This is a genomic window from Sphingomonas sp. AP28 (assembly GCF_056680455.1).
Genome location: NZ_CM155283.1, coordinates 2238530 through 2262522 on the forward strand (window position 1 = coordinate 2238530; position 23993 = coordinate 2262522).

General features: G+C 66.5%; 19 protein-coding genes and 1 tRNA gene. 5 read left to right on the forward strand and 15 right to left on the reverse strand.

Features of this window, described 5'->3' with window-relative positions; all coding sequences use genetic code 11:
- The first annotated feature begins 32 nt into the window (after positions 1-32).
- Positions 33-108, forward strand: a tRNA-Phe gene (locus AC1MH0_RS10220).
- Between the two features lie 300 nt (positions 109-408).
- Here the strand turns inward: AC1MH0_RS10220 and AC1MH0_RS10225 are convergent.
- From AC1MH0_RS10225 to AC1MH0_RS10245, 5 genes are all read right to left on the reverse strand, one after another.
- Positions 409-1476: a 5-(carboxyamino)imidazole ribonucleotide synthase gene (locus tag AC1MH0_RS10225; RefSeq protein WP_480962697.1), complete on the reverse strand. Its 1068-nt coding sequence runs from the start codon at positions 1474-1476 to the stop codon at positions 409-411.
- A gap of 24 nt (positions 1477-1500) precedes the next feature.
- On the reverse strand, positions 1501-1956 hold the full coding sequence (gene purE / locus AC1MH0_RS10230) for a 5-(carboxyamino)imidazole ribonucleotide mutase (RefSeq protein ID WP_480965721.1): 456 nt from the start codon (positions 1954-1956) through the stop codon (positions 1501-1503).
- 236 nt (positions 1957-2192) lie between these two features.
- Positions 2193-2879 (reverse strand): 2,3-diphosphoglycerate-dependent phosphoglycerate mutase, encoded by a 687-nt coding sequence (gene gpmA, locus AC1MH0_RS10235; RefSeq protein WP_480962698.1) that lies wholly within the window; start codon positions 2877-2879, stop codon positions 2193-2195.
- Between the two features lie 123 nt (positions 2880-3002).
- Positions 3003-4121: a M14 family metallopeptidase gene (locus AC1MH0_RS10240; protein WP_480965722.1), complete on the reverse strand. Its 1119-nt coding sequence runs from the start codon at positions 4119-4121 to the stop codon at positions 3003-3005.
- A gap of 11 nt (positions 4122-4132) precedes the next feature.
- The gene (locus AC1MH0_RS10245; RefSeq protein WP_480955456.1) at positions 4133-4759 is read right to left on the reverse strand and encodes a DUF4136 domain-containing protein; all 627 of its coding nucleotides are present in this window, start codon (positions 4757-4759) and stop codon (positions 4133-4135) included.
- A gap of 157 nt (positions 4760-4916) precedes the next feature.
- Here AC1MH0_RS10245 and ykgO point away from each other — a divergent pair, with 157 nt between their 5' ends.
- On the forward strand, positions 4917-5042 hold the full coding sequence (gene ykgO, locus AC1MH0_RS10250) for a type B 50S ribosomal protein L36 (RefSeq protein ID WP_003046794.1): 126 nt from the start codon (positions 4917-4919) through the stop codon (positions 5040-5042).
- A gap of 4 nt (positions 5043-5046) precedes the next feature.
- Positions 5047-5661, forward strand: coding sequence for an HAD family hydrolase (locus AC1MH0_RS10255; protein ID WP_480965723.1), 615 nt, complete (start codon positions 5047-5049; stop codon positions 5659-5661).
- A 112-nt stretch (positions 5662-5773) separates the two neighbouring features.
- Here AC1MH0_RS10255 and AC1MH0_RS10260 read toward each other — a convergent pair whose 3' ends face one another.
- A complete protein-coding gene (locus AC1MH0_RS10260) occupies positions 5774-6400 on the reverse strand; it encodes a L,D-transpeptidase family protein (RefSeq protein WP_480962699.1) in 627 nt (208 codons plus the stop codon).
- Positions 6401-6592: 192 nt separating this feature from the next.
- Here AC1MH0_RS10260 and AC1MH0_RS10265 point away from each other — a divergent pair, with 192 nt between their 5' ends.
- Positions 6593-7297 carry a murein L,D-transpeptidase catalytic domain family protein gene (locus tag AC1MH0_RS10265; RefSeq protein WP_480962700.1) on the forward strand — a complete coding sequence of 235 codons (705 nt, stop codon included), beginning with the start codon at positions 6593-6595 and terminating at the stop codon, positions 7295-7297.
- Positions 7298-7316: 19 nt separating this feature from the next.
- Here AC1MH0_RS10265 and AC1MH0_RS10270 read toward each other — a convergent pair whose 3' ends face one another.
- The 6 genes from AC1MH0_RS10270 to AC1MH0_RS10295 all read right to left on the reverse strand — a co-directional run bounded on the left by AC1MH0_RS10270 (position 7317) and on the right by AC1MH0_RS10295 (position 17526).
- Positions 7317-8405: a glycosyltransferase family 2 protein gene (locus AC1MH0_RS10270; RefSeq protein ID WP_480962701.1), complete on the reverse strand. Its 1089-nt coding sequence runs from the start codon at positions 8403-8405 to the stop codon at positions 7317-7319.
- Between the two features lie 29 nt (positions 8406-8434).
- Complete coding sequence (locus AC1MH0_RS10275; protein WP_480962702.1) at positions 8435-10945, reverse strand: DegT/DnrJ/EryC1/StrS family aminotransferase; 2511 nt, start codon at positions 10943-10945, stop codon at positions 8435-8437.
- A gap of 138 nt (positions 10946-11083) precedes the next feature.
- Complete coding sequence (locus AC1MH0_RS10280) at positions 11084-12994, reverse strand: CocE/NonD family hydrolase (RefSeq protein ID WP_480962703.1); 1911 nt, start codon at positions 12992-12994, stop codon at positions 11084-11086.
- 89 nt (positions 12995-13083) lie between these two features.
- Complete coding sequence (locus AC1MH0_RS10285) at positions 13084-13383, reverse strand: hypothetical protein (RefSeq protein ID WP_056063904.1); 300 nt, start codon at positions 13381-13383, stop codon at positions 13084-13086.
- A 17-nt stretch (positions 13384-13400) separates the two neighbouring features.
- The gene (locus tag AC1MH0_RS10290) at positions 13401-16232 is read right to left on the reverse strand and encodes a M16 family metallopeptidase (protein ID WP_480962704.1); all 2832 of its coding nucleotides are present in this window, start codon (positions 16230-16232) and stop codon (positions 13401-13403) included.
- 118 nt (positions 16233-16350) lie between these two features.
- Positions 16351-17526 carry an acetyltransferase domain-containing protein gene (locus tag AC1MH0_RS10295; RefSeq protein ID WP_480962705.1) on the reverse strand — a complete coding sequence of 392 codons (1176 nt, stop codon included), beginning with the start codon at positions 17524-17526 and terminating at the stop codon, positions 16351-16353.
- A gap of 123 nt (positions 17527-17649) precedes the next feature.
- Between AC1MH0_RS10295 and AC1MH0_RS10300 the strand changes: the two genes are divergently transcribed.
- On the forward strand, positions 17650-19749 hold the full coding sequence (locus tag AC1MH0_RS10300; RefSeq protein ID WP_480962706.1) for a TonB-dependent siderophore receptor: 2100 nt from the start codon (positions 17650-17652) through the stop codon (positions 19747-19749).
- 22 nt (positions 19750-19771) lie between these two features.
- On the opposite strand, the gene AC1MH0_RS10305 is transcribed toward AC1MH0_RS10300, so the two are convergent.
- The 3 genes from AC1MH0_RS10305 to AC1MH0_RS10315 all read right to left on the reverse strand — a co-directional run bounded on the left by AC1MH0_RS10305 (position 19772) and on the right by AC1MH0_RS10315 (position 23987).
- Complete coding sequence (locus AC1MH0_RS10305) at positions 19772-22363, reverse strand: TonB-dependent receptor (protein WP_480962707.1); 2592 nt, start codon at positions 22361-22363, stop codon at positions 19772-19774.
- Positions 22364-22488: 125 nt separating this feature from the next.
- On the reverse strand, positions 22489-23796 hold the full coding sequence (locus tag AC1MH0_RS10310; protein WP_480962708.1) for a sugar porter family MFS transporter: 1308 nt from the start codon (positions 23794-23796) through the stop codon (positions 22489-22491).
- A complete protein-coding gene (locus AC1MH0_RS10315) occupies positions 23793-23987 on the reverse strand; it encodes a hypothetical protein (protein ID WP_480962709.1) in 195 nt (64 codons plus the stop codon). The genes AC1MH0_RS10310 and AC1MH0_RS10315 overlap by 4 nt, the downstream gene beginning before the upstream one ends.
- Between the last annotated feature and the right edge of the window lie 6 nt (positions 23988-23993).

Below are 23993 nucleotides of genomic sequence, written 5' to 3' on the forward strand. Positions count from 1 at the left end.
ATCGGACGCTTCTCCGGTCCCAGACCGGACGTGCCCGGATAGCTCAGTTGGTAGAGCATGCGACTGAAAATCGCAGTGTCGGCGGTTCGACCCCGTCTCCGGGCACCATTTTCTTATTATACCGATCGCGCTGACTGTACTCAGATGAGCCTAGTCGGAGCGGCGCGCTTAACTCGCTGCCGACGGTCAAAGTCTCCCTACTCCCGTTCGTGCTGAGTAGAGACCGAGTAGCTCCGTAAGGAGCATATCGAGGGCTCGTATCGAAGCATGGGTTCCGCGCGCCAACCTGTCCTTCGATACGCCATCTCGATACGTCGCCTGCGGCGACTACTCGACGGCTACTCGGGACGAACGGGTGGGGGAGGCAATCGAGACGAACAATGCGATCAAGATGCCATCAAGTTCAGTTCAACGAACAATGCGCGTCACATGACCCATCTTCCGTCCCGGCCGTGCGGTGCCCTTGCCGTACAGGTGCAGGTGAGCGCCGGGCTCGCCAAGCAACTCCGCCCAGCGATCCGCGTCGTCGCCGATCAGGTTCTCCATCGTCCCTTCACGCCCGGTCAGCGTCGTCGCGCCGAGCGGCAGACCGCAGATCGCGCGGATGTGGTTTTCGAATTGCGAGCATTCGGCGCCTTCGATCGTCCAGTGGCCGGAATTGTGCACGCGGGGGGCCATCTCGTTGAAGACCGGGCCGTCGGCGCCGACGAAGAACTCGCAGGCCAGCACGCCGACATAGTCGAGTTCAGCCGCGATCCGCTGGGCCAGCGCGGCGGCTTCGTCGGCCTGCGCCAGCACGACGGCAGGTGCGGGGACGGTCGAGTGGCGGAGGATCGCGTCGCGATGGACGTTGAGTGGTGGATCGTAGCGCGCGATGCTGCCGTCTAGACCGCGGGCGATCAGGATCGAAAATTCGTGCTCGAACGGGACGAACGCTTCTAGCACTGCGGGCCCGCCGATCGTGTCCCAGGCGGCCTGCGCGCCATCGGGCGTGTCGATCTTGACCTGGCCCTTGCCGTCATAGCCGAAACGGGCGGTCTTGAGGATGGCGGGGGTGCCGATCGCTTTCAGGCCCGCCTGCAGGCTTTCGAGGCTGTCGACCGCGGCCCAGGGTGCAGGGCGGCCGCCGACGCTTTCCACGAAGCGTTTTTCGCCGATCCGCTCCTGGGCGACGCGGAGCGCGCGCGGGCTTGGGTGGACAGGGACGCGGTCTGCGAGCCATTCCACGGGCTCGACCGCGATGTTCTCGAACTCGTAGGTGATGACGTCGCAGGCGTCGGCGAAGTCGGCGAGCACGATGCGGTTGTGATAGTCGGCGCGCGTCATCGTCGAGGCGGACTGCGCGGCGATGCTCTCCTGGTCGGGCGCGAGGACGTGCGTGTGATAGCCGAGCTGGGCCGCGGCGGTCGCGAGCATGCGGCCGAGCTGGCCTCCGCCGAGGATGCCGATGGTCGATCCGGGGGGAAGCGGCGTCATGTCTTGGCGTCCTTGAGGCGGGCTTCAGGCGGGATCGGTGGCTACGGCGTCGGTCTGTGCCGCGCGCCAGGCTTTCAGGCGCTCGGCGAGCGCTTCGTCGGACGTCGCGAGGATCGCGGCCGCCAGAAGGCCGGCGTTGATCGCGCCGGGCTTGCCGATAGCGAGCGTGCCGACCGGAATGCCGCCGGGCATCTGGACGATCGAGAGCAGGCTATCCATGCCTTTCAGCGCCTTCGATTCGACGGGGACGCCGAGTACCGGAAGGTGCGTCATCGAGGCAGCCATGCCGGGGAGGTGCGCTGCGCCGCCTGCGCCGGCGATCACCACCTTGAGGCCGCGATCAGCGGCGGTGGTCGCGTAGTCGTAGAGGCGTTGCGGGGTGCGGTGCGCAGAGACGACCTTGGTCTCGTAGGCGACGTCGAGCGCGTCGAGCGTCTCGGCGGCGTGGCGCATCGTCTCCCAATCGGAGGTGCTGCCCATGATGATGCCGACTAGAGCCACGATCGCCCCCTGGTTCAAGGAGCGCCGTGCCTAGCGACGTGGGGGGGATTGGGCAATGTTGTTGGTGGGCAGTAGGCGCTACGTAAAACCGCACCTCCCCGGCGGAGGCCGGGGTCCAATTGGGAAACGGAGCTAACCGGTGGCGGCGCTCCGTTACTGCCACCTTTCCAATTGGGCCCCGGCCTTCGCCGGGGTGGTGCTACTTGAGGACGGCGTCAGCGCTCGCTGAGGTAATAGCGGTCCGTCGCGTTCAGGTCGGCGTCGAGTTCGTAGACGATCGGCTGGCCGGTCGGGATCTCCAGCCCCGTGATCTCGTCGTCGGGGATGTTCGACAGGTGCTTTACCAGCGCGCGGAGCGAGTTGCCGTGGGCGGAGATCAGGATGCGCTGGCCGTCCCTGAGCGCGGGAGCGATCCGCTCGTCCCAGTACGGGAGGACGCGCGCGATGGTGTCCTTGAGGCTCTCGGTCCTGGGGATCGCGATGCCGTCGTAACGCCGGTCTTTCGACAGGTCGAACTCGCTGCCGTCATCAAGCACGGGCGGCGGGACGTCGAAGCTGCGGCGCCAGATATGGACCTGCGCGTCGCCGTGCTTGGCCGCGGTCTCGGCCTTGTCGAGGCCGGTAAGGCCACCATAGTGACGCTCGTTGAGGCGCCAGTCCTTCTCGACCGGGAGCCAGAGCCGGCCCATCGCCTCCAGCGCGATGTTGAGCGTCTTGATCGCACGGGTCTGAAGGCTGACGAAGGTCTGGTCGAAGTCGAGGCCCTTGGCGGCCATCAGCTCGCCTGCGGCCTTGGCTTCGGCCTCACCCTTGGCGGTCATGTCGACGTCACACCAGCCGGTGAAGCGGTTCTCGAGGTTCCAGGTGGACTGGCCGTGGCGGATCAGGACTAGGGTCGGCATTCGGGCTCCTGCGATGGCGGGACTGAACGGAAAGGCTGAAAGGTTAGGATAAGGTTAGGCCAACGCACGGTCCGCAGCGCTTGAACCCAAGCGTCCAAACCATGCCAAGCCTTTGTTATCAGGTCAAATTTCGTCGATCATGCCGGCGAGCGTCTCGAGCATCGCATGCGCGAGCCGTTTCGAGCGCTCGGGCGACCAGCCGAATTCGGGATCGGCGTTGGCGTCGTGATCCTTGAACGGCATCTCCAGCGTCATCGACACCGCGCCGAAGCGCTCGGCGAGCTGGTTGGTCGACATCGACAGGTTCGCCGTCCCCGGGGCGGACTTGGGATAGCCCTTCTCGGTCTGGAAATCGGGCGTGTGCGCCGCGAGACGACGGCCGTATTCGTAAAATTTCTCGCCGTGCGCATCGGTCCAGGACGGGATGCCCTCGAAACCGGCGATGAAGTTCGCAGGAATCGCCTCGTCGCCGTGGATGTCCATCGCGACGTCGACGCCGGTCAGATCCATCGCGTTGCGGACGCACAGGACTTCCGGGCTCTTCTCCGGCGTCGGCGTATGCCACTCGCGGTTAAGGTTCACGCCCACGGCATTGGTGCGCAGATGACCGCGGCGCGTGCCGTCCGGGTTCATGTTGGGAACGACGTTGAAGGTCGCCTTCGCCAACAGGTCCGCCGTGATCGGGTCGGCCGAATCGGTCAGCCGCTCCAGCGCGCCTTCCATCCACCATTCGGTCATCGATTCGCCCGGATGCTGGCGCCCATAGATCCAGACCTCCTTCGGGCCCGAGCCTATCGTGAAGCAATCGATCGCCTGACCGTCGAGCGACTGGCCGAGTTCGCGGTGCGCGACGCCCGGCAGCAACGCGGTGCGCGCCACCAGAGCCTCGTGCATTTCCATCGTGTACGGCGCGAAATAGGCGAACCAGGCGAGATCGGTATCGGCGGTGAAGTCGAATTCGAGCGCGCCATTCTCATAGCGCGTCTCGATCATCCGCCACGCCTGGCGATCGGTGCCGGCGCGCGTCTTGTAGCCGGGCCAGCCGAACGGATAGGCCGACTTGCCCGCGTTCAGGATCCGGTAGGTCAGCGTACGGCCCGCCGCCCCCGCCACGCGGAAGTAGAACCACTGGAAGAAATCGGACCGGAAATCGGTGACGATCTCCAGGTCGATTCGGTCTCCCTCGACGGCGACAACACGGATGTTGCCGCCATCGAAGGCTGCGTTGATGGTCGGGCTCATGGTTTGCGCGTTCATTTCACCTGAATAGTGCGACCGGACTCGCCGGGGAACCCCATGAACAGCGCGCGCGCGAGCTTGTCGGCCTGGATATCGGTCCGCGCATCCTCCTTGCGGGCGTCGGCGAACGACTGCGCGCGGCCTTCCCAGACGGGCGACTGGTCGGCGCTGCGCTTGATCGTCACAGACAGTTCGGAGACGAGGATCGCGGTGCTCCCGCCGCCGCCGATCGGGAAGCCGACCCCGCCGCCGAGCCCGACGCCACCACCGCCCCCACGACGACCACCGCCGCCGCTAAAGCCGCCGCCGCCGATGCCGATGCTGATCGGCGACTGCTTGGGCGGCCCTGCCTGCGTGGTGCGGGTGAAGCCTACGGTGGCGACCAGCAGTGGCTTGGCGCCGGGTGCGGGGACGCTGTAGCCGGCCTGGAGCAACTGGCCCTGTACGGCGGCGGCATAGGTCTTGAACTCGATGCTGGCGGGGCCGCCGGCGGTCAGCGGCTGGACGGCGATGGTGCCGCGGTCGATCGGCTCGCCGAGATGATAGCGCAGCACCTCGGTCGGCGGCAGCGACGGGCCGGTCGCGCACGCGGTGAGGGATGCGCTTGCCAGCGCCAGGACCAAGATCGAACGAACCGCCATCGGGACTTCCTTAGAATGTTGCGCTATAGTAACGCTCCGACCAGCCGAGTGGGTTCCCGGATGGCATGAGCGTGTCCGTTGCTTGACTTGGACACACCCCGCCATTAGGCGATCCCGTCTTTCCGCACACCTAGATTTGAAAAGAAGCGAATCGATCATGAAGATCCGCAATTCCCTGAAGTCGCTCAAGGATCGTCACCGCGATAACCGCGTGATCCGTCGTCGTGGCCGTACCTACGTCATCAACAAGACCAACCGTCGCTTCAAGGCACGCCAGGGCTAAAGCCCTGATTACCGCCGTCATTTTCGACGTCGGTCGTGTCCTTTACGACTGGGATCCCCGGATCCTGTACGAGCGCCTGATCGACGACGATCGGGCGCTCGACGCGTTCCTGCGCGACGTCGTGACGATCGATTGGCACTTCCAGCATGACGCTGGCCGCGACTTTGCCGACACCTCGGCGGAGCTGGCCGCGTTGTATCCGCAGCATGCCGACCTGATCGCTGCCTGGGGGCCGCGATTCAACGAGAGCATCGGCGCGCGAATCGCCGGGATGCACGAGATCGTCGAGGAGCTGGACGCGGCCGGCGTACCGCTGTTCGCGATCACGAACTTCAGCCACGAGTTCTGGCCACCCTTTCGCACGCGTGAAGCGCATCTGTTCGACCGGTTCCGCGACGTGGTCGTATCGGGCGAGGAGAAGATGGTGAAGCCGGATGCGGCGATCTATCGGTTGGCGCTGGAGCGATTCGGGCTGGCGGCGGAGGACGCTGTGTTCGTCGACGATAACGCGGCGAACGTCGCGGGCGCGCAGGCGTTGGGGATCGAATCGGTGTTGTTTACCGATGCGGCGGATTTTCGCGCGCGGTTGGTCGAGCTGGGACTTCCGATCGCGGCCTGACCTGCTCACATCTGTACCAGAAATTGTTTCCCCGCGAAGGCGGGGACCCAGTCTGGGCTCCCGCCTTCGCGGGAGAACAAGGGAGGGAGCGCCGCCGTCGCCTATCGCCGGGTCACTGCTCCAGCGAAATCGACTGGCGCAGGTTCGCCACCGCCGTTTCCTGATCCGCGACCGGCGCCTCCGGCATCACGCCACCCTCGAAATCGTCCGTCACCGTCACGGTCGTCCCCAGCGTCGTCACCCCGAACAACTGCTTCGCAAAACCGAGCGGCACGCGGATGCAGCCGTGCGATGCGGGGAAACCCGGGTTGCGGCCTGCGTGGATCGCGATGCCATCCCAAGTCAGTCGCTGCATGAACGGCATCGACGCATCGTCGTACAGGCTCGACTTGTGGACCGCGTTCTTCTGCAGGATCGGATAGGTGCCGACGGGCGTGTCCTTGCCGTCCTTGCCGCTGGAGATCGTCGTCGCGGCGATCATCGTCGACCCGCGATAGACGTACGCGCGCTGCTCCAAAAGGCTGACGACGACGCTGACGGGCTCGCTTGAGCCATTGTCCTTCCAGACGAACTGGTTGGGCGAGAGTTCGGTGGCTGCCTGCTCGATCGGCATCGCAGCGATGGCGGCGGCCGATGCGGCCTGCGCGGGGTTTGCGCCCGCAAGGATCGCAAAGGTCAGCCCCATTGCCATGAAGGACCGCGCCATCCCGCTCGCCATCTTGCCCATCGTCGCGTCCATCCTCGAATCCCGATATTTTCGCCCAACGCGCGATTCTCGAAAACGTGCCGCCGGAGGATTGAGTCGACGAACCGACCCCAAGCCGGGGTAGTTTGAGGGAACGGACCCACAACCAGTGGAAATGGTTGCAGAATATTCACGGAAAATCGGCTATAGGATGTTCCAAGAAACGGGGCAATTTCGGGAAAATCGATGCACGACGAGCAAGGTCTTGTGCGCGAACGACGCGCGCTTCTAAAGAATGGTTTGGTATTGGCGGGGGCTTTGGTGGTGCCGGGGGCAGTGTCGGCGACGACGCGTCTCGGACGTCCGCTGACCGCACGTGATTTGAAGCCGATGACGCAGCCACCGCTGCCGCGCACGACGGTCGCGATCACCTCGCCTCGCGTTGTCCGCCCCGATCTGCTGCGCCAGGCGATGGCGTCGCTCAGCCGTCACGGCAGCCGCATCCAGCATCACGACCGGATCGCGATCGCCGATTTCGCGGCGCCGTCGGGCAAGCCGCGGTTCCACTTCATCGACCTCGCCAGTGGGCGCAGCACGTCGTTGCTGGTCGCGCACGGCAGCGGCTCGGATCCGGCGCATACCGGGTATCTGGAGCGTTTCTCGAACCGCTTCGGCTCGAACGCCTCGTCCGAGGGCGCGTTCGTCACCGACGATTATTATGTCGGCAAGCATGGCCGGTCGCAGCGCCTGATCGGGCTCGATCCGACCAACGACAATGCGCTCGATCGTGCGATCGTCGTGCATTCGGCCTGGTACGCGAACAAGGACATGATCGAGAGCCACGGCATGCTCGGTCGCAGCCAGGGATGCTTCGCGGTCGGCGAGCGCGATCTGGACCAGGTGTTCGCACGGCTTGGTGCCGGCCGGATGATCTACGCCGCCAAGGTCTGAAATACCGGCCCGGACCGCGCTACTCCGCGGTCTGGGCCATGCGGCTTTGCTGCATTCTCCGGCGCGCACGCCTGACGCCGCCGATGAGCCCCGACCACAACAGCGCTTCGACGCCGGCATAGCCAAGCCCGAGATGATCGGGGCGCACCGCCAGCACGTCTTGCAGGCTGACCGTCCCGGCGCGTAGCCCTGCCCGGCCGATATCGCCCCAGCGTCGTGCGGTCTCCCAGCGGATCAGGCGGATGTCGTGTGCTGAGCAGTCGTGCGTGGCCAGGAAGTCCGCCTGGATGACGCTCAGCGCGCTGCCCAGCGTCGCCAGTGCGGCGCGATCGGGCACTGGGCGCTTGGCCATGTTGTGCAGCATGATCAGGCGCGCGATCCGCTCCGCGCGATCGTCGAACAAACGGGCATAGCGTTCGGCCAGGACGCGGACCGAGGCGGCTTCCATCGTATCGACGAACCGCTTCGAGACGCCGCCGGGATGGACGCGGTACAGCACCAGCGCCTCGTCCAGCCGCGCGATCGCGCCGAAATGCTGGATCCGCTGATACAGGTCGAAATCCTCGGCATACAGGAGCTCGGGCCGGGTCACCGGGTCGAGCTGTCGCGCCACCTCCGTCCGCATCATCGTCGACGACCAGACCAGGGGGTTCTCGATACAGGTGAGCCATGCGACCAGCGTGGGCGTGGTGGTCGGCGCGTAGCTGGACGGGCCGACCACGCCGGCGGTCAGGAGCTCGGCGGCGGTGCCCAGCAAGACGGTGTCGGGATGCGCGTCGAGATACGCGACCTGACGGGCGAAGCGATCGGGGCGGCAGATGTCGTCATGATCGAGCGCGGCGATGTAGCGGCCGCGTGCTTCCGCAAACCCGCGGTTGCGGGCGAGCACCGGGCCGCCGTTCTTTGCCATCTGGACCAGTCGGACGCGGGGATCGGGCCAGGCGCGCACCACCTCGCGCGTGTCGTCGGTCGAGCAGTCGTCGACGACGATCACCTCGAAATCGGTGAACGTCTGCGCCTCCAGGCTGGCGAGCGTTTCCTCGATCAACCCGGCGCCATTATACGCGGCCATGACCACGCTGACGACGGGGCTAACGGCGGGGCTCACGACGGGATCAGCCGTTCGATCGTCCGACGTCACGCTGCTGCCAGTGCCTTCGATGCCATCACCTGATCGATTATCATCAACCCCACGTCGTTCTGCCAGAGCCATAAGCCATTGGCTTGCCCGGAGAAACTGGATTCGCCACCGAGAGCACCCCAGGGCACGAAGCCAGCGGCCAGGCCGAGCCCGTACAGGCCGGGGATCGGTGCGCCCTGATCGTCGACGATCCGGCAGTGGCGGTCGACCATCGGCTTTCCGTCATGCGCCGCCAACGGCATCTGCGCGCCGTCGCGGTCGGCGATCGGCATCGCGATCGGTCGATAGCCCAGCGCCGCAATGACGAGGTCCGCTTCCGCGATTGCCGCCCGTGCGACCGTATCGTCGTCACCCGTGATCCGGTGCAGCGCCACGCGGGGATCGGGCACGCGACCGTCGATGGCGAGCATCCGCAGCACCAGATCGCGCGCTTCGAGGCGGAAGCCGGCGAGGCGGTAGACGAACCCCGACACCGGGCAGATGTCGTCGGCGCCGAAATCGGTGAACCCCTCGGCGTGCGCGGCCTCGACCGAATGATAGAAGGGGCGCAGCGGCTTGCGGTGCAGCAACGTGATCGCCCCTGCCCCCAACGGCAGCGGCGGCTGGCTCTTCAGCAGCAGCGCGATCGTGGTCAGCGCGCTGGTCGAACCGCCGATCACCGCGATCCTCGGTGCGCGCTTGCCGGTCAGGATATCGGCGACCTTCTCGAACCCGCCGGTCGTCAGCACGTCGTCGGACTGGAGCAGGCGTCCGCTCGCCAGCTCGATCAGGCCGGCCCCCGCGACCTGCTGCGTGGCGAGCCGGTCGAGCGGCTGGTGACCGCCGGTCGCGACGACGATGTTACGCGCGAGTTGCTCGAAGACATGGCCGTCGGCGAGGCGGCGGACTTGTACATTCCACAGGCCTTCGCCGACACGTTTCGCACCTAGTGCTTCGTGCCCGGTGAGCACGACGCCGCCATTGGCGCGGACGATATCGGTCAGCCGGTCGCCGGTCGCGCGCAACAGCGGCCCGACCTCGGTCAACGGTACCCCGAGCGCGCCCTCATGCGCCGCGACCGCGCGGCCGGCGGGATGGTCGACCAGCCGCGCGAGTTCGGGATGCACGTTGCCTCGGACCGCGGTCAGGAAGGTCTGCGCGGTCGAATCCGACGTGATCGCATAGCGCCCGAGCCGCCCGCCACCGATCGCATTGCCGCGCTCGATCACCATCAGCCCCGACGCGGCGAGATCGGGGAGCAGGCCGCGCTTGGTCGCCGAGGTCAGCATCGCCGTCCCCGCGGGGCCGCCGCCGATCACGATGACCGAGGCGATCTTGCCATGGGCACCACGCACCGACGCCCGCCGGTCGAGCGGCCGGACGATCGCGGCGCAGGCGTTCGCGAGCGCCTCGGCAGCCCGTCGCGCGTCTGCGACCGACATCGCATCTGTGATCGGCAGCGACAGCATCCGCCCGGCGATCCTGTCGGCGACCGGGGTCGGCTCGATCATCGCGGTCGCCTGGAACCAAAGCTGTTCGCCTAGATGCGGGCTGAAATAGCGGCCGCAGCCGACGCCGTCCGCCTCGATCGCCTCGACGATCGCATCGCGATGGTGCGCGATGTGCTCGGGGAGCAGCACCGGCATGAACTGCATCGAGCGACGCCGGCCCGACACTGCCTGGAACTGGAAGTCGGGGAGCGTGGCGCGGTAGGTTTCCTCCAGCACGGCGCGGTGCTCGGCGATTGCGTCGATCTCGGCCAGCTTGGTCTGCGCCATGATCGCGGTGATTTCGGGCAGCTTGGCGTTGATGCCGGGCAGCGTGGCGTTGCGGCTGCCCTCGAACCCGAAATTCCCCATCGAGCGCAACGTCGCGATCAAGTCGCCGTCGCCGCTGTGGATCAGACCGCCCTCGCCCACCGCGAACGTCTTTGTCGCGTGCATCGAATGGACCACCGCGAACGGCGCGCGCGCACCGAAGCCGAGCCCTGCATCGTCGAGCGTGCCGAGCGACGAGGCCGCGTCGATCACGATTCCAACGCCGTAGCGGCGCTGGAAATGCACGTAGCGGTCGAGGTCGATCGCGTTGCCGAACGTTGCGTACGGCACGACCACGCCGATCCGCTCGCCGTGGCGCTGGAGCAGCCGCTCCTCCTCGAGCGCGCACGCACCCCAATCGTTTGCGTCGATGTCGCATACCAGCGGCGTCAGCCCCGCCCATGCCGCCGCCTGCGCGGTCGCGGCGAAGGTGAGCGCGGGCATCAGCGCAAGCGTGCCCTGCTTTGGGTTCAGACCACCGGTCCGCATCCCCGATGCGTGGCGGATCGCGAGCATCAGCCCGAGCGTGGCATTGCCGACGGCGAGGCTGGCACCGTGGCCGCCGAAGAGCTTATCGGTGACGCCAGCCTCGAACGCGCGAACCTCGGGGCCGTTGTTGCTGAACACGCCCGACGCCTCGACGCGGCGCAATGCATCGAGGTGCTCGCTCAGCCGCGGCGGGTTCGGCGCGATCAGGGGGAGGCGTTTCATCGGCGATCCGGTCTGTTGTGCCGCAGACCTATGATCCACGGCCTCCTAAGAACCAGTAAAGCTGCCACATTTCGACCGATGAAGGGCGATGTTTTCCTTACATCATCCCGGCACATGTCCGGGATGATGCAAGACTAATCAACGTATTAGCGGAAGGCTGATGTAACTTTCGTCGGGTCCGGCGACCGTCACCTTCTGCGTCGCCTTCACGTAATCCTTGGGTTGCGCGAAGAAGATGTTCGGGACGAAGGTCTGCGGATTGCGATCGTAGAGCGGGAACCAGCTCGACTGCACCTGCACCATGATCTTGTGACCGGGCAGGAAGACGTGGTTGGTGGTCGGCAGCGCGAACTTGTATTTCAAGGGCACGTTCGCCGCGATCGGCTTGGCCACGGCGAGGTCCTCGCGGTAGCGGCCGCGGAAGATGTCCATCGCCACCGACAGTTGATAGCCCGCCATCGCCTTGTCGCCGGGATAGACGTCCGGATACACGTCGATCAGCTTCACCACCCAGTCGCTGTCGGTGCCGGTGGTCGAGGCGGTCAGGTTCACCTCCGGCACGCCCGCGATCGTGGTCGGCGTGGTGAGCGCATCGGTCGTGAAGGTCAGCACGTCGGGACGGCCCGAGACGGCGCGCTGGTCGTCGACCAGCCACTGTTTCCACGTCGATCCGCTTGCATAGGTCGGCAGCGTCGGGCGCACGCGGTAGCTGACCGGCGTGGCCGGATCGGAGATATAGTCCGCGGTCGTCGCCGCGCCGCCCGTGGCCTGGAAGCCGAGCGTGCCACCGGGCTTGAGGTAGAGTGGCGTGCCCGAGGTCGGCGCGGTCGGCCACTTGTCGAGCCTCTGCCATTCGTTGCGGCCCGACTGGAACATCGTCACCGGGGCGACGTCCATCGCCGGTTGGTCGCTCTTCAGATAATGCGCGAGGAACGGCGCGAGGACGTGCCAGCGCCACCATTTGGCGGTGTCGGCATCCCATTTGATCGCGCCCAGCGCACTGCCGTTGCCGACTTCCTGCCCGTGATACCAGGGGCTCATCGACAGGTAGACCATGTCGTTGGCGGTGTCCTTGGGCTCCAGCGCGCGATAGACCGCAGGCGCGCCGTAGATGTCCTCCTGATCCCACAGACCGCCGACGATCAGCGTCGGTACCTTCAGTGGCTGGCCGGCGAGCACCGTATCCATCGCCTGGCTCGACCAAAAAGTATCATAGGCGGGATGCTGCGTGATCTTGCGCCAGAAGCCGAGCTGTTCGAGCCCCTGCGCCTTGCCGATCGCGCCGGCCGAGCCGCCCTTGAGATAATAGTCGTAATCGTCCGCGGTGTCGGTGATCCACGGCGTGCCGGCATCCTTGGTCGCTTCCTGGCCGAGGACGTACGGCATCATGCCCTCGCGGAACGCACCGTTGTGAAACCAGTCGTCGCCGCGCCAGCCATCGACCATCGGGTTCATCGGCACCGAGACCTTGAGCGCGGGATGCGGATTGATCAGCGCCATCAGCGGCAGGAAGCCGTCATAGCTGATCCCGCTGATCCCGACGCGCCCGTTCGATTCGGGGACGTGCTTCACCAGCCAGTCGATCGTGTCGTAGGTGTCGGTCGAATCGTCGGTCTTGGTCGGGTTCTGCGGCGTGCCGGCGCGTGCGGGGTTCATCATGTAGATGCCCTGCGATCCGTGCATCCCACGGACGTCCTGGATCACGCGGATATAGCCCGCCGCGGCGATCACGTCGCCCGCGCCGTCGCCGTGTTCGAGGATGCCGGCATAGGTGCCGCTGTCGACCTTGGTCTGGCCGTCGGCATCATAGGGCGTGCGCGTCATCAGGATGCCCGCGTCCTTCGCACCCCTGGGTACGATAATGACGGTGTGCAGCTTCACCCCGTCGCGCATCGGGATCTCGACGACCTTTCGCACATAGTCATAGCCGACGTCGCGCGGCGCCATCTTGGCGGGGCGTTCGTCGTAATTCTGTGCGGTCGCGGTTGTGGTTGCGGTAGCCAGCGCGGCGATGGCGCAGGCGGCAAACAGACGTGTCGTGGATTTCATTTTCTTCTTCCTTCCCTCCCGGACTGAAAAAGAAAAAGGCCCGCCTTTCCGTGTGGAAAGACGAGCCCCTCTCGTAGCAATTCAGGCGATCAGGCCGTCCGCGTGCCGGTCAGCGGGAAGCTGCCGAAGGCGCCGGCCGCGACGCTGCCCTTTAGGACGTCGTCCTCGACGGTCGCCTTGCAGTCGAGCGTCATCGGCATCGGCACGGTCATGCTCTGCTTCCAGGTGATCGTGTCGCCATCGACGTCACCGGTGACGTCCATGCCGCCCATCGCGCCCGACACCGCACCGGTGAAGGTGTTGCCGGCGCTGTTGACGGTCAACGTCATCTTCTGGTCGCCCAGCGGCGACTTGACCACGCAATCCCAGCTGCCATCGACGTTTGCCATTGCTCTCTCTCCTGAAATTATTTGGCGCCGGCTACCGACGCCGCGGGAATGACCTCGACCGGGAGGCCGATGCTGTCAAGCTGCGGGCGCACCGTCTTCGCATCGCCGACCACGACCCAGATCGTCTTCTTCGGGTCGAGCGCCTGCTGGATCGCGGTGTTGAGTTGCGGCAGGTTAAGGCCCTGGTATCGCTGCGTGATCGTCGCATAGTAATTGTCGGGCCGCTTGAGCAGATCGTTCTGCTGCATCGCGCCCAGAACCGCGTCGGACGTCTCGAAATTACCCGAAAGCGAGCGGATCGCGCCGTTGATCGCACGGTCGAACTCCGCCTGGGTCATCGGCTCCTTGCCGAGGAACGCGCCGATATCGGTCCGAAGTGCGGCGATCGACGGACCGGTCTGGTCCGCTTGCACGGGGGCCGACAGTATGTACGGCGCGGCGTTTTCCGACTGCTGGAAGCGACCCGAGACGCCGTAGGACCAGTGCTTGCTCTCGCGCAGGTCCATGTTGACGCGGCCGAGGAAGCTGCCGCCGAGCGCATCGTTCGCGGTCGCGATCGGCAGCAGGTCCTGCGTACCCTTCAATCCGGTCGGCACGCCCGCGATGATCAGCGACTGCGGGCTGTCCGGCCGGTCGATCAGCACGATCTTCGGCGCGGACGGCGTCACCGTCGCCGGGAACGCCTTCACGCCCGCCGCCCCCGTCGGCCGCCACGTTCCGAAGCGCGCATCGAGCGCCGCCTTCACCTCGGCGAGCGGACGATCACTGACGACGAAAATCTTCGCCTTGTCCGGTCGCAGCCATGCCTGCTGGAACGCGACCAGATCGGCGCGGGTCAGCGCTGCCACCGCCTTCGGATCGCCACTGCCCTGCGCCTTGGCATAGGGCGAGTTCGGCCCGAGCAGCGGCGGCAGGACACGCGTCGCCAGACCCTGCGGGCTGGTCAGTTCCTGCGCGATCTGTGCGAGTTGCTGGTTCTTGACGCGCGCGACCTCGGCATCGGCGAACGCGGGGTTCTGCGCGATGTCGGCGAACAGGTCGACAGCGGGTGCGAGATTGGCACTCGGCACCTGCAACGACAGGAAGGTCCGGTCGTTCGACGCGCCCGTGCCGATTTCCGCGCCGAGACGCTCCTTGGCTTCGGCGAGCGCGACCGAATCGCGGGTCGGGGTGCCCTCGTCCATCATCGACAGCGTCAGCTGCTGCGTACCGAGCTTGCCGGGGACGTCGGCCGCGACGCCCGCGTCGAAGCTGAGCACCGCCTGCGTCACCGGTACTGCGGTGCGCTGTGCGTAGACCAGCTCGATACCGTTCGCGAGGCGGGTACGCTGGACCGCCGGGAAGCTGAGGCCGGCAACGGTGCCGACGCCGGGCAGCGGCCCGCGCGTACCCTTGAACGGCACGTCTGCGGCGGGTGGCACGTCGACCTTGGGCGGGACGACCGCGTTGGCATAGGCATCGCGCGGTCCGGGCACGACGGTCAGCGAATAGGCCGGGCGCGACAGCCACTTGGCTGCGGCGGCCTTCACACTCGCGGGCGTTTCGGCTGCAAGCTGCAGGAGCTGTTTCTTGTAGAAGCCCGGATCGTTCGAATAGAGCGCGCCCTCGGCCAGCGTCACCGCCTTGCCGCCGAACCCGCCGACGGACTCGAGCCCCTCCATCGTGCTGGCCGCGGTCGTCGTCGCGACGCGGCTGACTTCGTCGGCGGTCGGCCCGTTCTTGATGAAGTCCGCCATGATCTCGTCGATGCGCTTCGACACGAGCGCGGGGTCGACGCCCTGCCGGACAATCGCGCGGATGCCGAACATGCCGAGCTGGCTGAAGCTGCGATTATAGGCGGAGATGCTGACGACGAGCTTCTCCTTCTTGACCAGCGCGGTGTCGAACCGGCTACTCGCGAGGCCACCGAGTACGCCCGCCGCAACATCGAGTGCGGTGCCGTCCTTGTCGTTCAGGCCGGGCACGACCCAGTTGCGGCTGACCATGACGGCGGCGACGCGGTCCTTGATCGTCTCGCTGACCGGAGCAGGCAGGGTCGGGATCGGCGCGGGTGGGACGATGCTCTCGGGGCCCTTCGGGATGCCGCCGAAATACTTCTCCGCGAGCCGCTTGGCGGTTGCCGCATCGACGTCGCCGGCGAGCACCAGCACCGCGTTGTTCGGGCCGTAATGATCCTTGAACCAGTCCTTTACCGTCTGCAGCGAGGCGGCATCGAGATCCGCCATCGAGCCGATCGTGGTGTGGCCGTACGGGTGATCCGCGGGGAACAGACCCTCGGTGATCTTGTACTGGGTCAGGCCGTAGGGCTGGTTGTCGCCCTGGCGCTTTTCGTTCTGGACGACGCCGCGCTGCTCGTCGAGCACGCCCTGCGTGATCGCGCCGGTGAGATAGCCCATGCGGTCGGATTCGAGGAACAGCCCACGGTCCAGCGCCGCGGTCGGCACCGTCTCGAAGTAATTGGTGCGATCGAAATAAGTGGTGCCGTTGAAGTCGGTTGCGCCGACCTGTTTCAGCGGTTCGAAAAAGTCGCCGGGTGCGTTCTCGGACCCGTTGAACATCAGATGCTCGAACAAATGCGCGAAGCCGGTCTTGCCCTTGGGTTCGAACTTCGAGCCGACGTTGTACCAGACCGACACCGCCACCACCGGCGCCTTGCGGTCGGTGTGCACGACGACGCGCAGGCCGTTCTTCAGCGTGAACTGCTGGTAGGGAATATCGACCGACTTCACGAGGTCCGCGACCGGTGCAGGCTTTGCCGCAGGGGTCGCCGCGCGCTGGCCCTGACCGAATGCGGGCGAGACGAGAGCAATTGCGGCGACGCCGGCAAGCGCGGTCATTTTCAAAGCCATATGCGAACATTACCCCGTGCTTCAGAATGATATCGTCGCAGCATAGCCACGCTTTGTCGCCGGGCAACAGATAGATATATCGAATTTCGAGGCGGTTCTCGACGGTGCATCATACGACTTACAGGTACCGCCACCACCAGCCGGTATGGGTCCGTTTGAACCGTCCGAACCATCGGCACGCGAACCAGCACGGCACGGCGGCGGCGGCGGCAACGAGCCAGATCGAGGTGACGTTCGGAACGCTGACCAGCCCCTTGGTCGCGCCGCCCGTCACCGCACCGATCAGGCTGTTCACGCCGTGGAGCAGATAGAGGTGCAGGATATAGAAGAACAACGGCGCCGATCCGAACACCACCAGCACGCCGTTCAACCGCGCCAATGTGCGCTCGAACGCCGCCAGAAGCAGCATGCCGATGCCGAGCGTGAGCAGGATGAAGTCCGCGGAAGGCGGATATTTGGTGAGGTTGAGAACGCTCATGATCGTTGCGAGCGGCGTCGCGCCCGCCTGCCACGGCAGCGGCTCGCCATAGCCATTGAGCGCGCGCAGCACCGCGAACAGCGCGAGCGACGCAGCGCCGGTCACCACCAAGCGGCGGCGGCGAACGTCTTGGTCGACTTGCCGCGCGAACCACGGCCCGATCGACCAGCCGAGCGCGATGACGCCGATCCAGGGCAGCAACGGATAGGACGTCCGCGCCCGCGCGCCGAACGGCAAGTCGATGAACCCGCGGTCGTGCAGCATGCTCCACGCGACATAGCCCGGCTGGTCGGGCGTGAAAATGATCGGATCGAGCAGATTGTGGCCCAGCACGATCGCCAGCCCGAGGACGAGCACGGCGATGCGCGGAAGATGGACCAACGCCGCCAGGGCGATCATCGACAGCCCGATCACCCAGATCACCTGGAGATAGACGATCGCGGGGGTGGGATCGAACGACCAGGCGAAATTGACGACCGTCACTTCGAGCGCGACGAGGAACAGCCCGCGCTTCAGCAGGAACGACGACGCCGCTGCCCGGCCACCTTCGCCCTTTCCGCTGCGAGAGTCCGCGTACAACGATGCCGCGAGCCCGGTCAGCAGCACGAAGACGGGCGCGCACAGATGCGCCGTGAGCCGCGTGAAGAACAGGGTGGGCGGCGTCGCGGGCAACGCCATCGGGTCGCTCACCTGCATAGGGTAATAGAAGAGTTCGCGGGTGTGATCGACGAGCATCAGCAGCATGACGAACCCGCGCAGCGCATCGACCGAGACGATCCGCGACCGCTTGGCCTGCGCGCCCGTCGGAGCTTGCACATGGGTATCGGACGCCGAAGCCGGCGTTCCGGCGACGTTGGGCATTGGACTGAAAACGGTTGACAAGATCGAAGCACCTCCGCCAATCGCGATGTTACATCATCACAGAGAAGGCAACATTTTTTGTCGAGGAGTCCACGATCGATCGCCTTCGCGAGCACGCTCCTGCTGCTCGCCTGCCCCATTCCGGCCGAGGCGCAGGACAAGACCGACCGCGAGCCGGAGCGCGAGGAACGACGGGTCGATGGTGAGGCCGAGACGATCGTCGTTCTCGGCACGCGCAGCACGCGGGCGGATCGCACCCTGTCGTCGGACCTCGCCACCGAACGCATGTCGCAATCCAGCCGCTCGCTCGAGCGCGACCTGCTCACCGCGGCGGGGACGTACCGGCTCGGCGACGCGCTGGAGCTCGTCAGCGGCGTCAGCAACCAGAACAACCGCGGCGGCTTTCTCGACAATTTCGCGATCCGCGGGTTTCTCGGCACGCCCGACGGCGGCGCCGAATATTATGTCGACGGATTCCTCGCCAATCGTGGCCTCGCGCCGCCGCGCGATCCGGCGACGACCGAGCGGATAGAGGTGTTGAAGGGCCCGGCCGGCGCGCTGTTCGGCGACATCGATCCGGGCGGCCGCGTCAACATCGTCAGCAAGACGCCGCGCTTCACGCCGGCCGCGACCGCGACGTTCACCTATGGCTCGTTCGACACCCGCCGGGTCGAGATCGATGCGACCGGCCCGCTGTCCGACACGATCGCCGCGCGGATCGTCGTCGCCACCGAGGACAGCGATGGCTGGCGCGATTTCGTGCCGTTGCGTCGCCGCGTCGTCGCGCCTTCGCTGACCTGGGCGCCGCGCGATGGCCTTCGGCTGACCTATGTCGGCGAGATCACGCGGTTCGACGCGCCGTTCGACCGCGGCATTCCGGCGATCGGCGGCGACGCCAACGCGCTGCCAAGATCGCGCTTCTACGGCGAGCCCGGCGACGGGACGACGCGGTTTCGCAACCAGCGCCACCAGCTGACCGGCGAGGCGCGGCTCGACGACCGCATCTCGTTCAATGGCGGCGTGGCTTGGCGGACGGGATCGCTCCGCGGGTTCTCGTCCGACCAGTCGCGGCTCGTCGGCGGCCAGACGCTGTGGCGCCAGCGACGTGCGCGCAACTACACCGTCGACGATCTGTCCGCGCGGCTGGAACTGACCGGACGGTTCGGCGCGCACCGCGCCAGCGTCGGCGTGAAGGGCTATACGCTCGACTATCACGAGGGGCTGTTGCGGCGGAACCCGACTGCGGCCAACCCGTATGCGATCGACGTGTTCGCGCCGGTTTACGGCGGGCAGGCCCTGCCGCTGGCGCCGTTCACGGACAATGACGAGACGCGGCGGTCGGCCACGCTGTATGCGCAGGACATGTGGGACGTGACCGATCGGTTCACGCTGACCGGCGGCGTCCGCTTCGACGCGTATCGCCAGCAGATCCACAACAACCGTACGGGCGTGGTCGGGCGCACGGTCGACGAGCCGGTGAACTTCCGACTGGGTGGCCGATACGCGCTGAGCGATGTCTTCGCGGTCCATGCGAACTGGGGCGAGAGCTTCCTGCTCAACTCGGGTACGGGGCGCGACAACCAGGGCTTCTCACCCGAACGCGGCAAGGGATACGAGATCGGCGCCACCGCCGCCTTGCCGGGCGTCGACGTGGCGGTGACGTATTTCGACATCGACAAGCGCGACATCCTGACCAACGACCCGGTCGATCCGAACTTCCTCGCGCCGGTCGGCAAGCTGTCGAGCAAGGGGATCGAGTTCGACGCCTCGGTGCGCCTCGCGAAGCGCTGGCAGGTCGTCGCCAACTATGCATGGACGCGCGCGCGGACCGACGACAGCATTTTCGCGACCGACCGCGTGCTGAACGTGCCCGAACATGCCGCGACCGTGTTCGCGATCGGGCGCTTCCTCGACGACGAGGGGCGTGGGCCCTCGATCAGCGCCGGTGCCAGTTACATAGGCAAGCGGGCCGGGGCGATCGACACCAGCGGGCTCGTCCTGCCCGACTATGTGAAGGCGAAGGCGGCGGTCGAATACGCGGTCTCGCGGCGCCTGTCGGTGCGCGCCGAGGCCGACAATCTGTTCGACGCCCGGTTCGCGCAGAGTTCGTACAGCCCGGTGTGGATCTTCCCGGGGGCGCCGCGGACGGTCCGGCTGTCGGTCCGTCTGAGCCAGTGATGCGCGGCGACCTCGGTCCCCGTTAGAAGAACAGCTTGCGGATGCTGAGGCGGACGGTGCGGCCGAGCGGGTCGAGGTAGTCGGGCTGGTAGGTGTTGGGGACCGTGCCCGTCGCGTCGGTGACGCGCTGGCGGGTGTTGAAGACGTTGTCGACCGACAGGCTGACGCGCATGCCGCGCAGCCACGGATGCGCCTTCACCCATTCGAGGCGCTGGCCGAGATCGGCGAACAGCCGCGCATTGGCGGTGGCGAGGCCGCCGAAGTTGAGCGTCTCGGGCGCGGCGATCGTGCCGCCGTTGACGCGCGTGCCGGTCGCATAGTTGGCGGAGATGCGCGCGCCGAGGCCGTTGTTGGTGTACCCCGCCTGCGCCTCCAGTTCGTGACGCGCCTGCCCGCCGCTGTTGCCGATCGCGTCGCCTCTGAGCAGGTTCAAGCTAGGGCCGCCGTCTGCGACGAGCACCCGGTCGGTGAAGTGCCAGGTGTGGTAGACCGCGAACTGGATGCGGCCACCGGCCTGCCCGCCGCGACCGCCGAAGCCGCGTCCGCCACCACCGGCGCCGCCTGGGCCACCGCCGCCGGGACCGCCACCGGCACGCGCGCCCTCACCGCGCGGCCCGTCGCCGCCTGCGCCACCGGGACGGCGGAAGCCACCGGGCGGTTGCAGGCCCTCGAACGGGTTGGGACCGGTGCCAGCGCGATACGCCTCGAGCTCGCGCTGGATCTTAGACTTGAGCGGCGCGGAGAAGTTGATCCCCCAGCGCAGTTCGGAGCGATCGCTGCGCGCGAAATTGATTGGCCGCCGATCGACCTGAAGCAGGGCGCCGCCGGCGTCGCGCTGAAAGCGATCGGGGAACGCCGCCTCGATCGCCGCCGTCGCTGCGGGGAAGGCCGCGATCGGGTTGTCGACCCGGCTCTCGACATAGTTGGCGGTGATCGAGAGGTCCTTGGCGGACCAGGGCTTCAGCGTCAGCCCGACTTTCTTGACGTGGTTGTTGTCCGCGACCAGCCCGGGATTACCGCCGCTGATCGTCGTCACGGTCGCGGTCTCGCCGCGCACATAATCGAAAACGCGGACGTTGGGCGTGGTGATCGACGGGTTGCCGAGCTGTTGCGCGGTCGGCGCCTCGTCGGTGTCGGTCACCGAGGCGATCACGCGAACGCCCTCGATCGGCGACCAGTTCGCGCCGTAGCCGAGCGTTTGCAGCGTGCCGAAGTCCGACAGATGGTCCTCGGCAAGGTTGAAGTTCGCCGACAGCGTGCCGAGGAACGGCAACACGTCCTTCGACCGGCTCGTCAGCGGCACGTCGACATTGACCTGGCCATTGACCGTGTCGCGCGACACCCGCCCCTGCGTATCGACCCCCAGGAGGTTGACGGTACGGTACGAGCGGCTTTTGAAATCGGCGGTTTCGGCACCGAGCTTGATCGTCGTCGAGACTGCGCCTGCGGGCAGCGAAAACAGGTTGCCGTTCGCGACCGCGTCAAGTTCGCCGGTGCTCTGCGTCGCATAGGCGCGGTTGCCGGGCAGTGCGCCGAAGTCGCTCGCGCTCAGGCGGCCGAACGGGTTGGCGGTCGGATCGCCTGCGCGGATTCGGGCAGCGAAGGCGCTCGCGTCGACGCCGGTCTCGGTGAACGTCTGCGTGTCGCTGCGGTCGTAATTGCCCGTCACGTTCCACCGCCACGTGCCGATATCGCCGTTGAGCGTGGTGCCGAGATGCGCGGCGATCGACGATGTCCGCTGGGTCAGCGGCAGGACGCCGTCGTCTTCGATCGCGCGATTGACGAGCGTGGTGCTGCCGAACGGCGTCAGCGCGACGACGGGCAGGCCGTTGAGGCTGCGGCTGTCGGTCGATTCTAGGCGGCCGTTGATCGTCGCGCCGATGTTGCCGAAGATGTTGCGCGCATAGACGCTGTTCGCGGTGAAGGTGCTGGTCGCGGACTGGAGCGTGCGGAACGGCCGCTGGTCGACGACATTGCCGTCCGCGCTGAGCGCGCTGTTGGCAGTTCGATCCGGCTGGAGGATGTCGCGCTGCGATTCGGTGAGCGGTTCGCTCGACGTGTATTCGACGTGCAGGTTGAGCCGGCGATCGCGCGCGATGTTGAGCATGTCGAGCGAGCCCTTGGGGGTGTTGCCGCCACCCTCGGTCGCCTGCGTGTCGGCGGCCTCGGCGGTCACCGCACGGAAGCGGCGGCGCAGGACGAAGTTCACGACTTTCTGATCGGCGCGGTAGCCGTATTTGAGCGCGACCTCCTCGGGCAGGATCTCGACGCGCTGGATCGCCTCGGTCGGGATGTCGCGGATCTCGCTGAAGCTGGAGATACGGCGGCCGTTGAGCAGCACGACCGGCGCGCCGCCGCTGCCGCGACCGCTGGTGGTCTGCGGGCTGAGTTCGTTCAGCAGGTCGGAGACGGTGCTGACGCCGTAGGACCGGATTTCGGCCTGGCCCAGCGTCTGGTCGGGCGGAATATCGCCGATCACCGCGCCGGGGAGTTTGCGCGAACCCGTGACGACGATTTCCTCGGATTCTGCGCTCTCGTCCTGCTCGGGAGCCTGCGCGGCGGGTGCGGCGGCGGGACGCGACGGTGCCTGTTGAGCGGCCGACATTGCGGGCATGCTCACTGCCAGAACCAGACCCAAACTGCGCATACCCGTTCCACCCCGATGATCGAGCATGCCGATTAGGCGGCAATTGTCGCAGGATTGTGCCGGTTCGGCGGTGCTTTCGTCACAAGCGCGGCTTATCGCGACATATGCGCTTCCATCTCCTCCAACGGCACGCCCTTGGTCTCGGGGAAATAGAGGAACACGGTCACGAACTGGACAGCCATCATCGCGGCGAAGAACAGGAACGGGGCGCCTGCCGACCATGCTGCAGCCACGGGGAAGACCTGCGCGATCACCGCGTTCCAGCCCCAATGGCTCGATGACCCGATGCTCGATCCGCGCGCGCGGACGTTCTGCGGGAAGACCTCGGAGATATAGACCCAGATCACCGCGCCCGAGCCCGGCGCGAAGAACATGATGAAGACGATCAGCGAAGGCAGCAATAACCAGCTTGGCAGCACGCCGAGCAGCGCCAGCCCGCCGACGGTCAGCGCCGCGGTCATGCCGGCCGAGCCCCAGAGCAGCAGCGTGCGACGGCCGATCCGGTCGATCAGCAGCATCCCGAGCAGCGTGAAGACCATGTTGGCTACCCCGATCATCACCGCCTGGAGATCGGGCGACAGGCTGCCGCCCGACGCCTTGAAGATGTCGTTGAGGTAATAGAGGAACGCGTTGATGCCGCTGAACTGGTTGAACATCGCGACCAGGAAGGCGAGCGTGATCGGCTTGCGGTGGCGCGTCCAGGACAGCGACGCATCGCCCTTGGGCGCATCGAGGTCCGCGCGTGCGACGTCGGGGCTCATGCCGACCAGCGCGAGCACCTGCTTCGCCTCGACGTCGCGTCCCTTGGCGAGCAGCCAGCGCGGCGAATTGGGGATGCGGAACAGCAGCGCGAAGAACACCAAAGATGGCGCCGCGACGATCCCCAGCTTCCAGCGCCACTCGACGTCGCCGAGATCGAGCGAGCCGATGACCGCATTCGAGACATAGGCGAGCAGGATGCCGAGGATGACGGCGAACTGGAACCCGCCGACCATATTGCCACGCTGCGCCGGTGGCGCGAGCTCGGCGATATAGGCGGGCGCGAGCACCGACGAGCCACCGATCGCGATGCCGTTGATGAAGCGGAAGCCGATGAAGCTGTGCCAGTTCCACGCCAGCGCACAGCCGAGCGCGGTGACCACGTAGAGGAAGGCGAGCATCCGCAGCACGTTACGGCTGCCGTAGCGGTCGCCGAGCGTGCCCACGAACAGCGCGCCGATCAGTGTCCCCCAGAGTGCCGATGACACCGTGAAGCCGAGCCACGCCTCGCTCAGCGCGAACTTCGCCTTCAACGCACCGGTGACGCCAGCGATCACCGCGGTGTCGAAACCGAACAACAGGCCTGCAAGCGCGGCGGTGGCGACGCTCGCGATCAGGATCGTGCGGGGCGGCGCGCTCATCGCGAGCGGTATCCGGTAAAGGTAATCGTCATCGCCTTGTCTCGACCGTTTTGCAGGCCTTCGCAAGACCGACGCCTGCCGTTTCGACGCACGAAAACACCCGTTTCCGGTTTTTCAAAACGCATTAACGATTGCGGGAATAGCGCTGTTGCATCGAAACGGGTGCGAGGGATGCGGTGGGTATCGAACATGGTCTG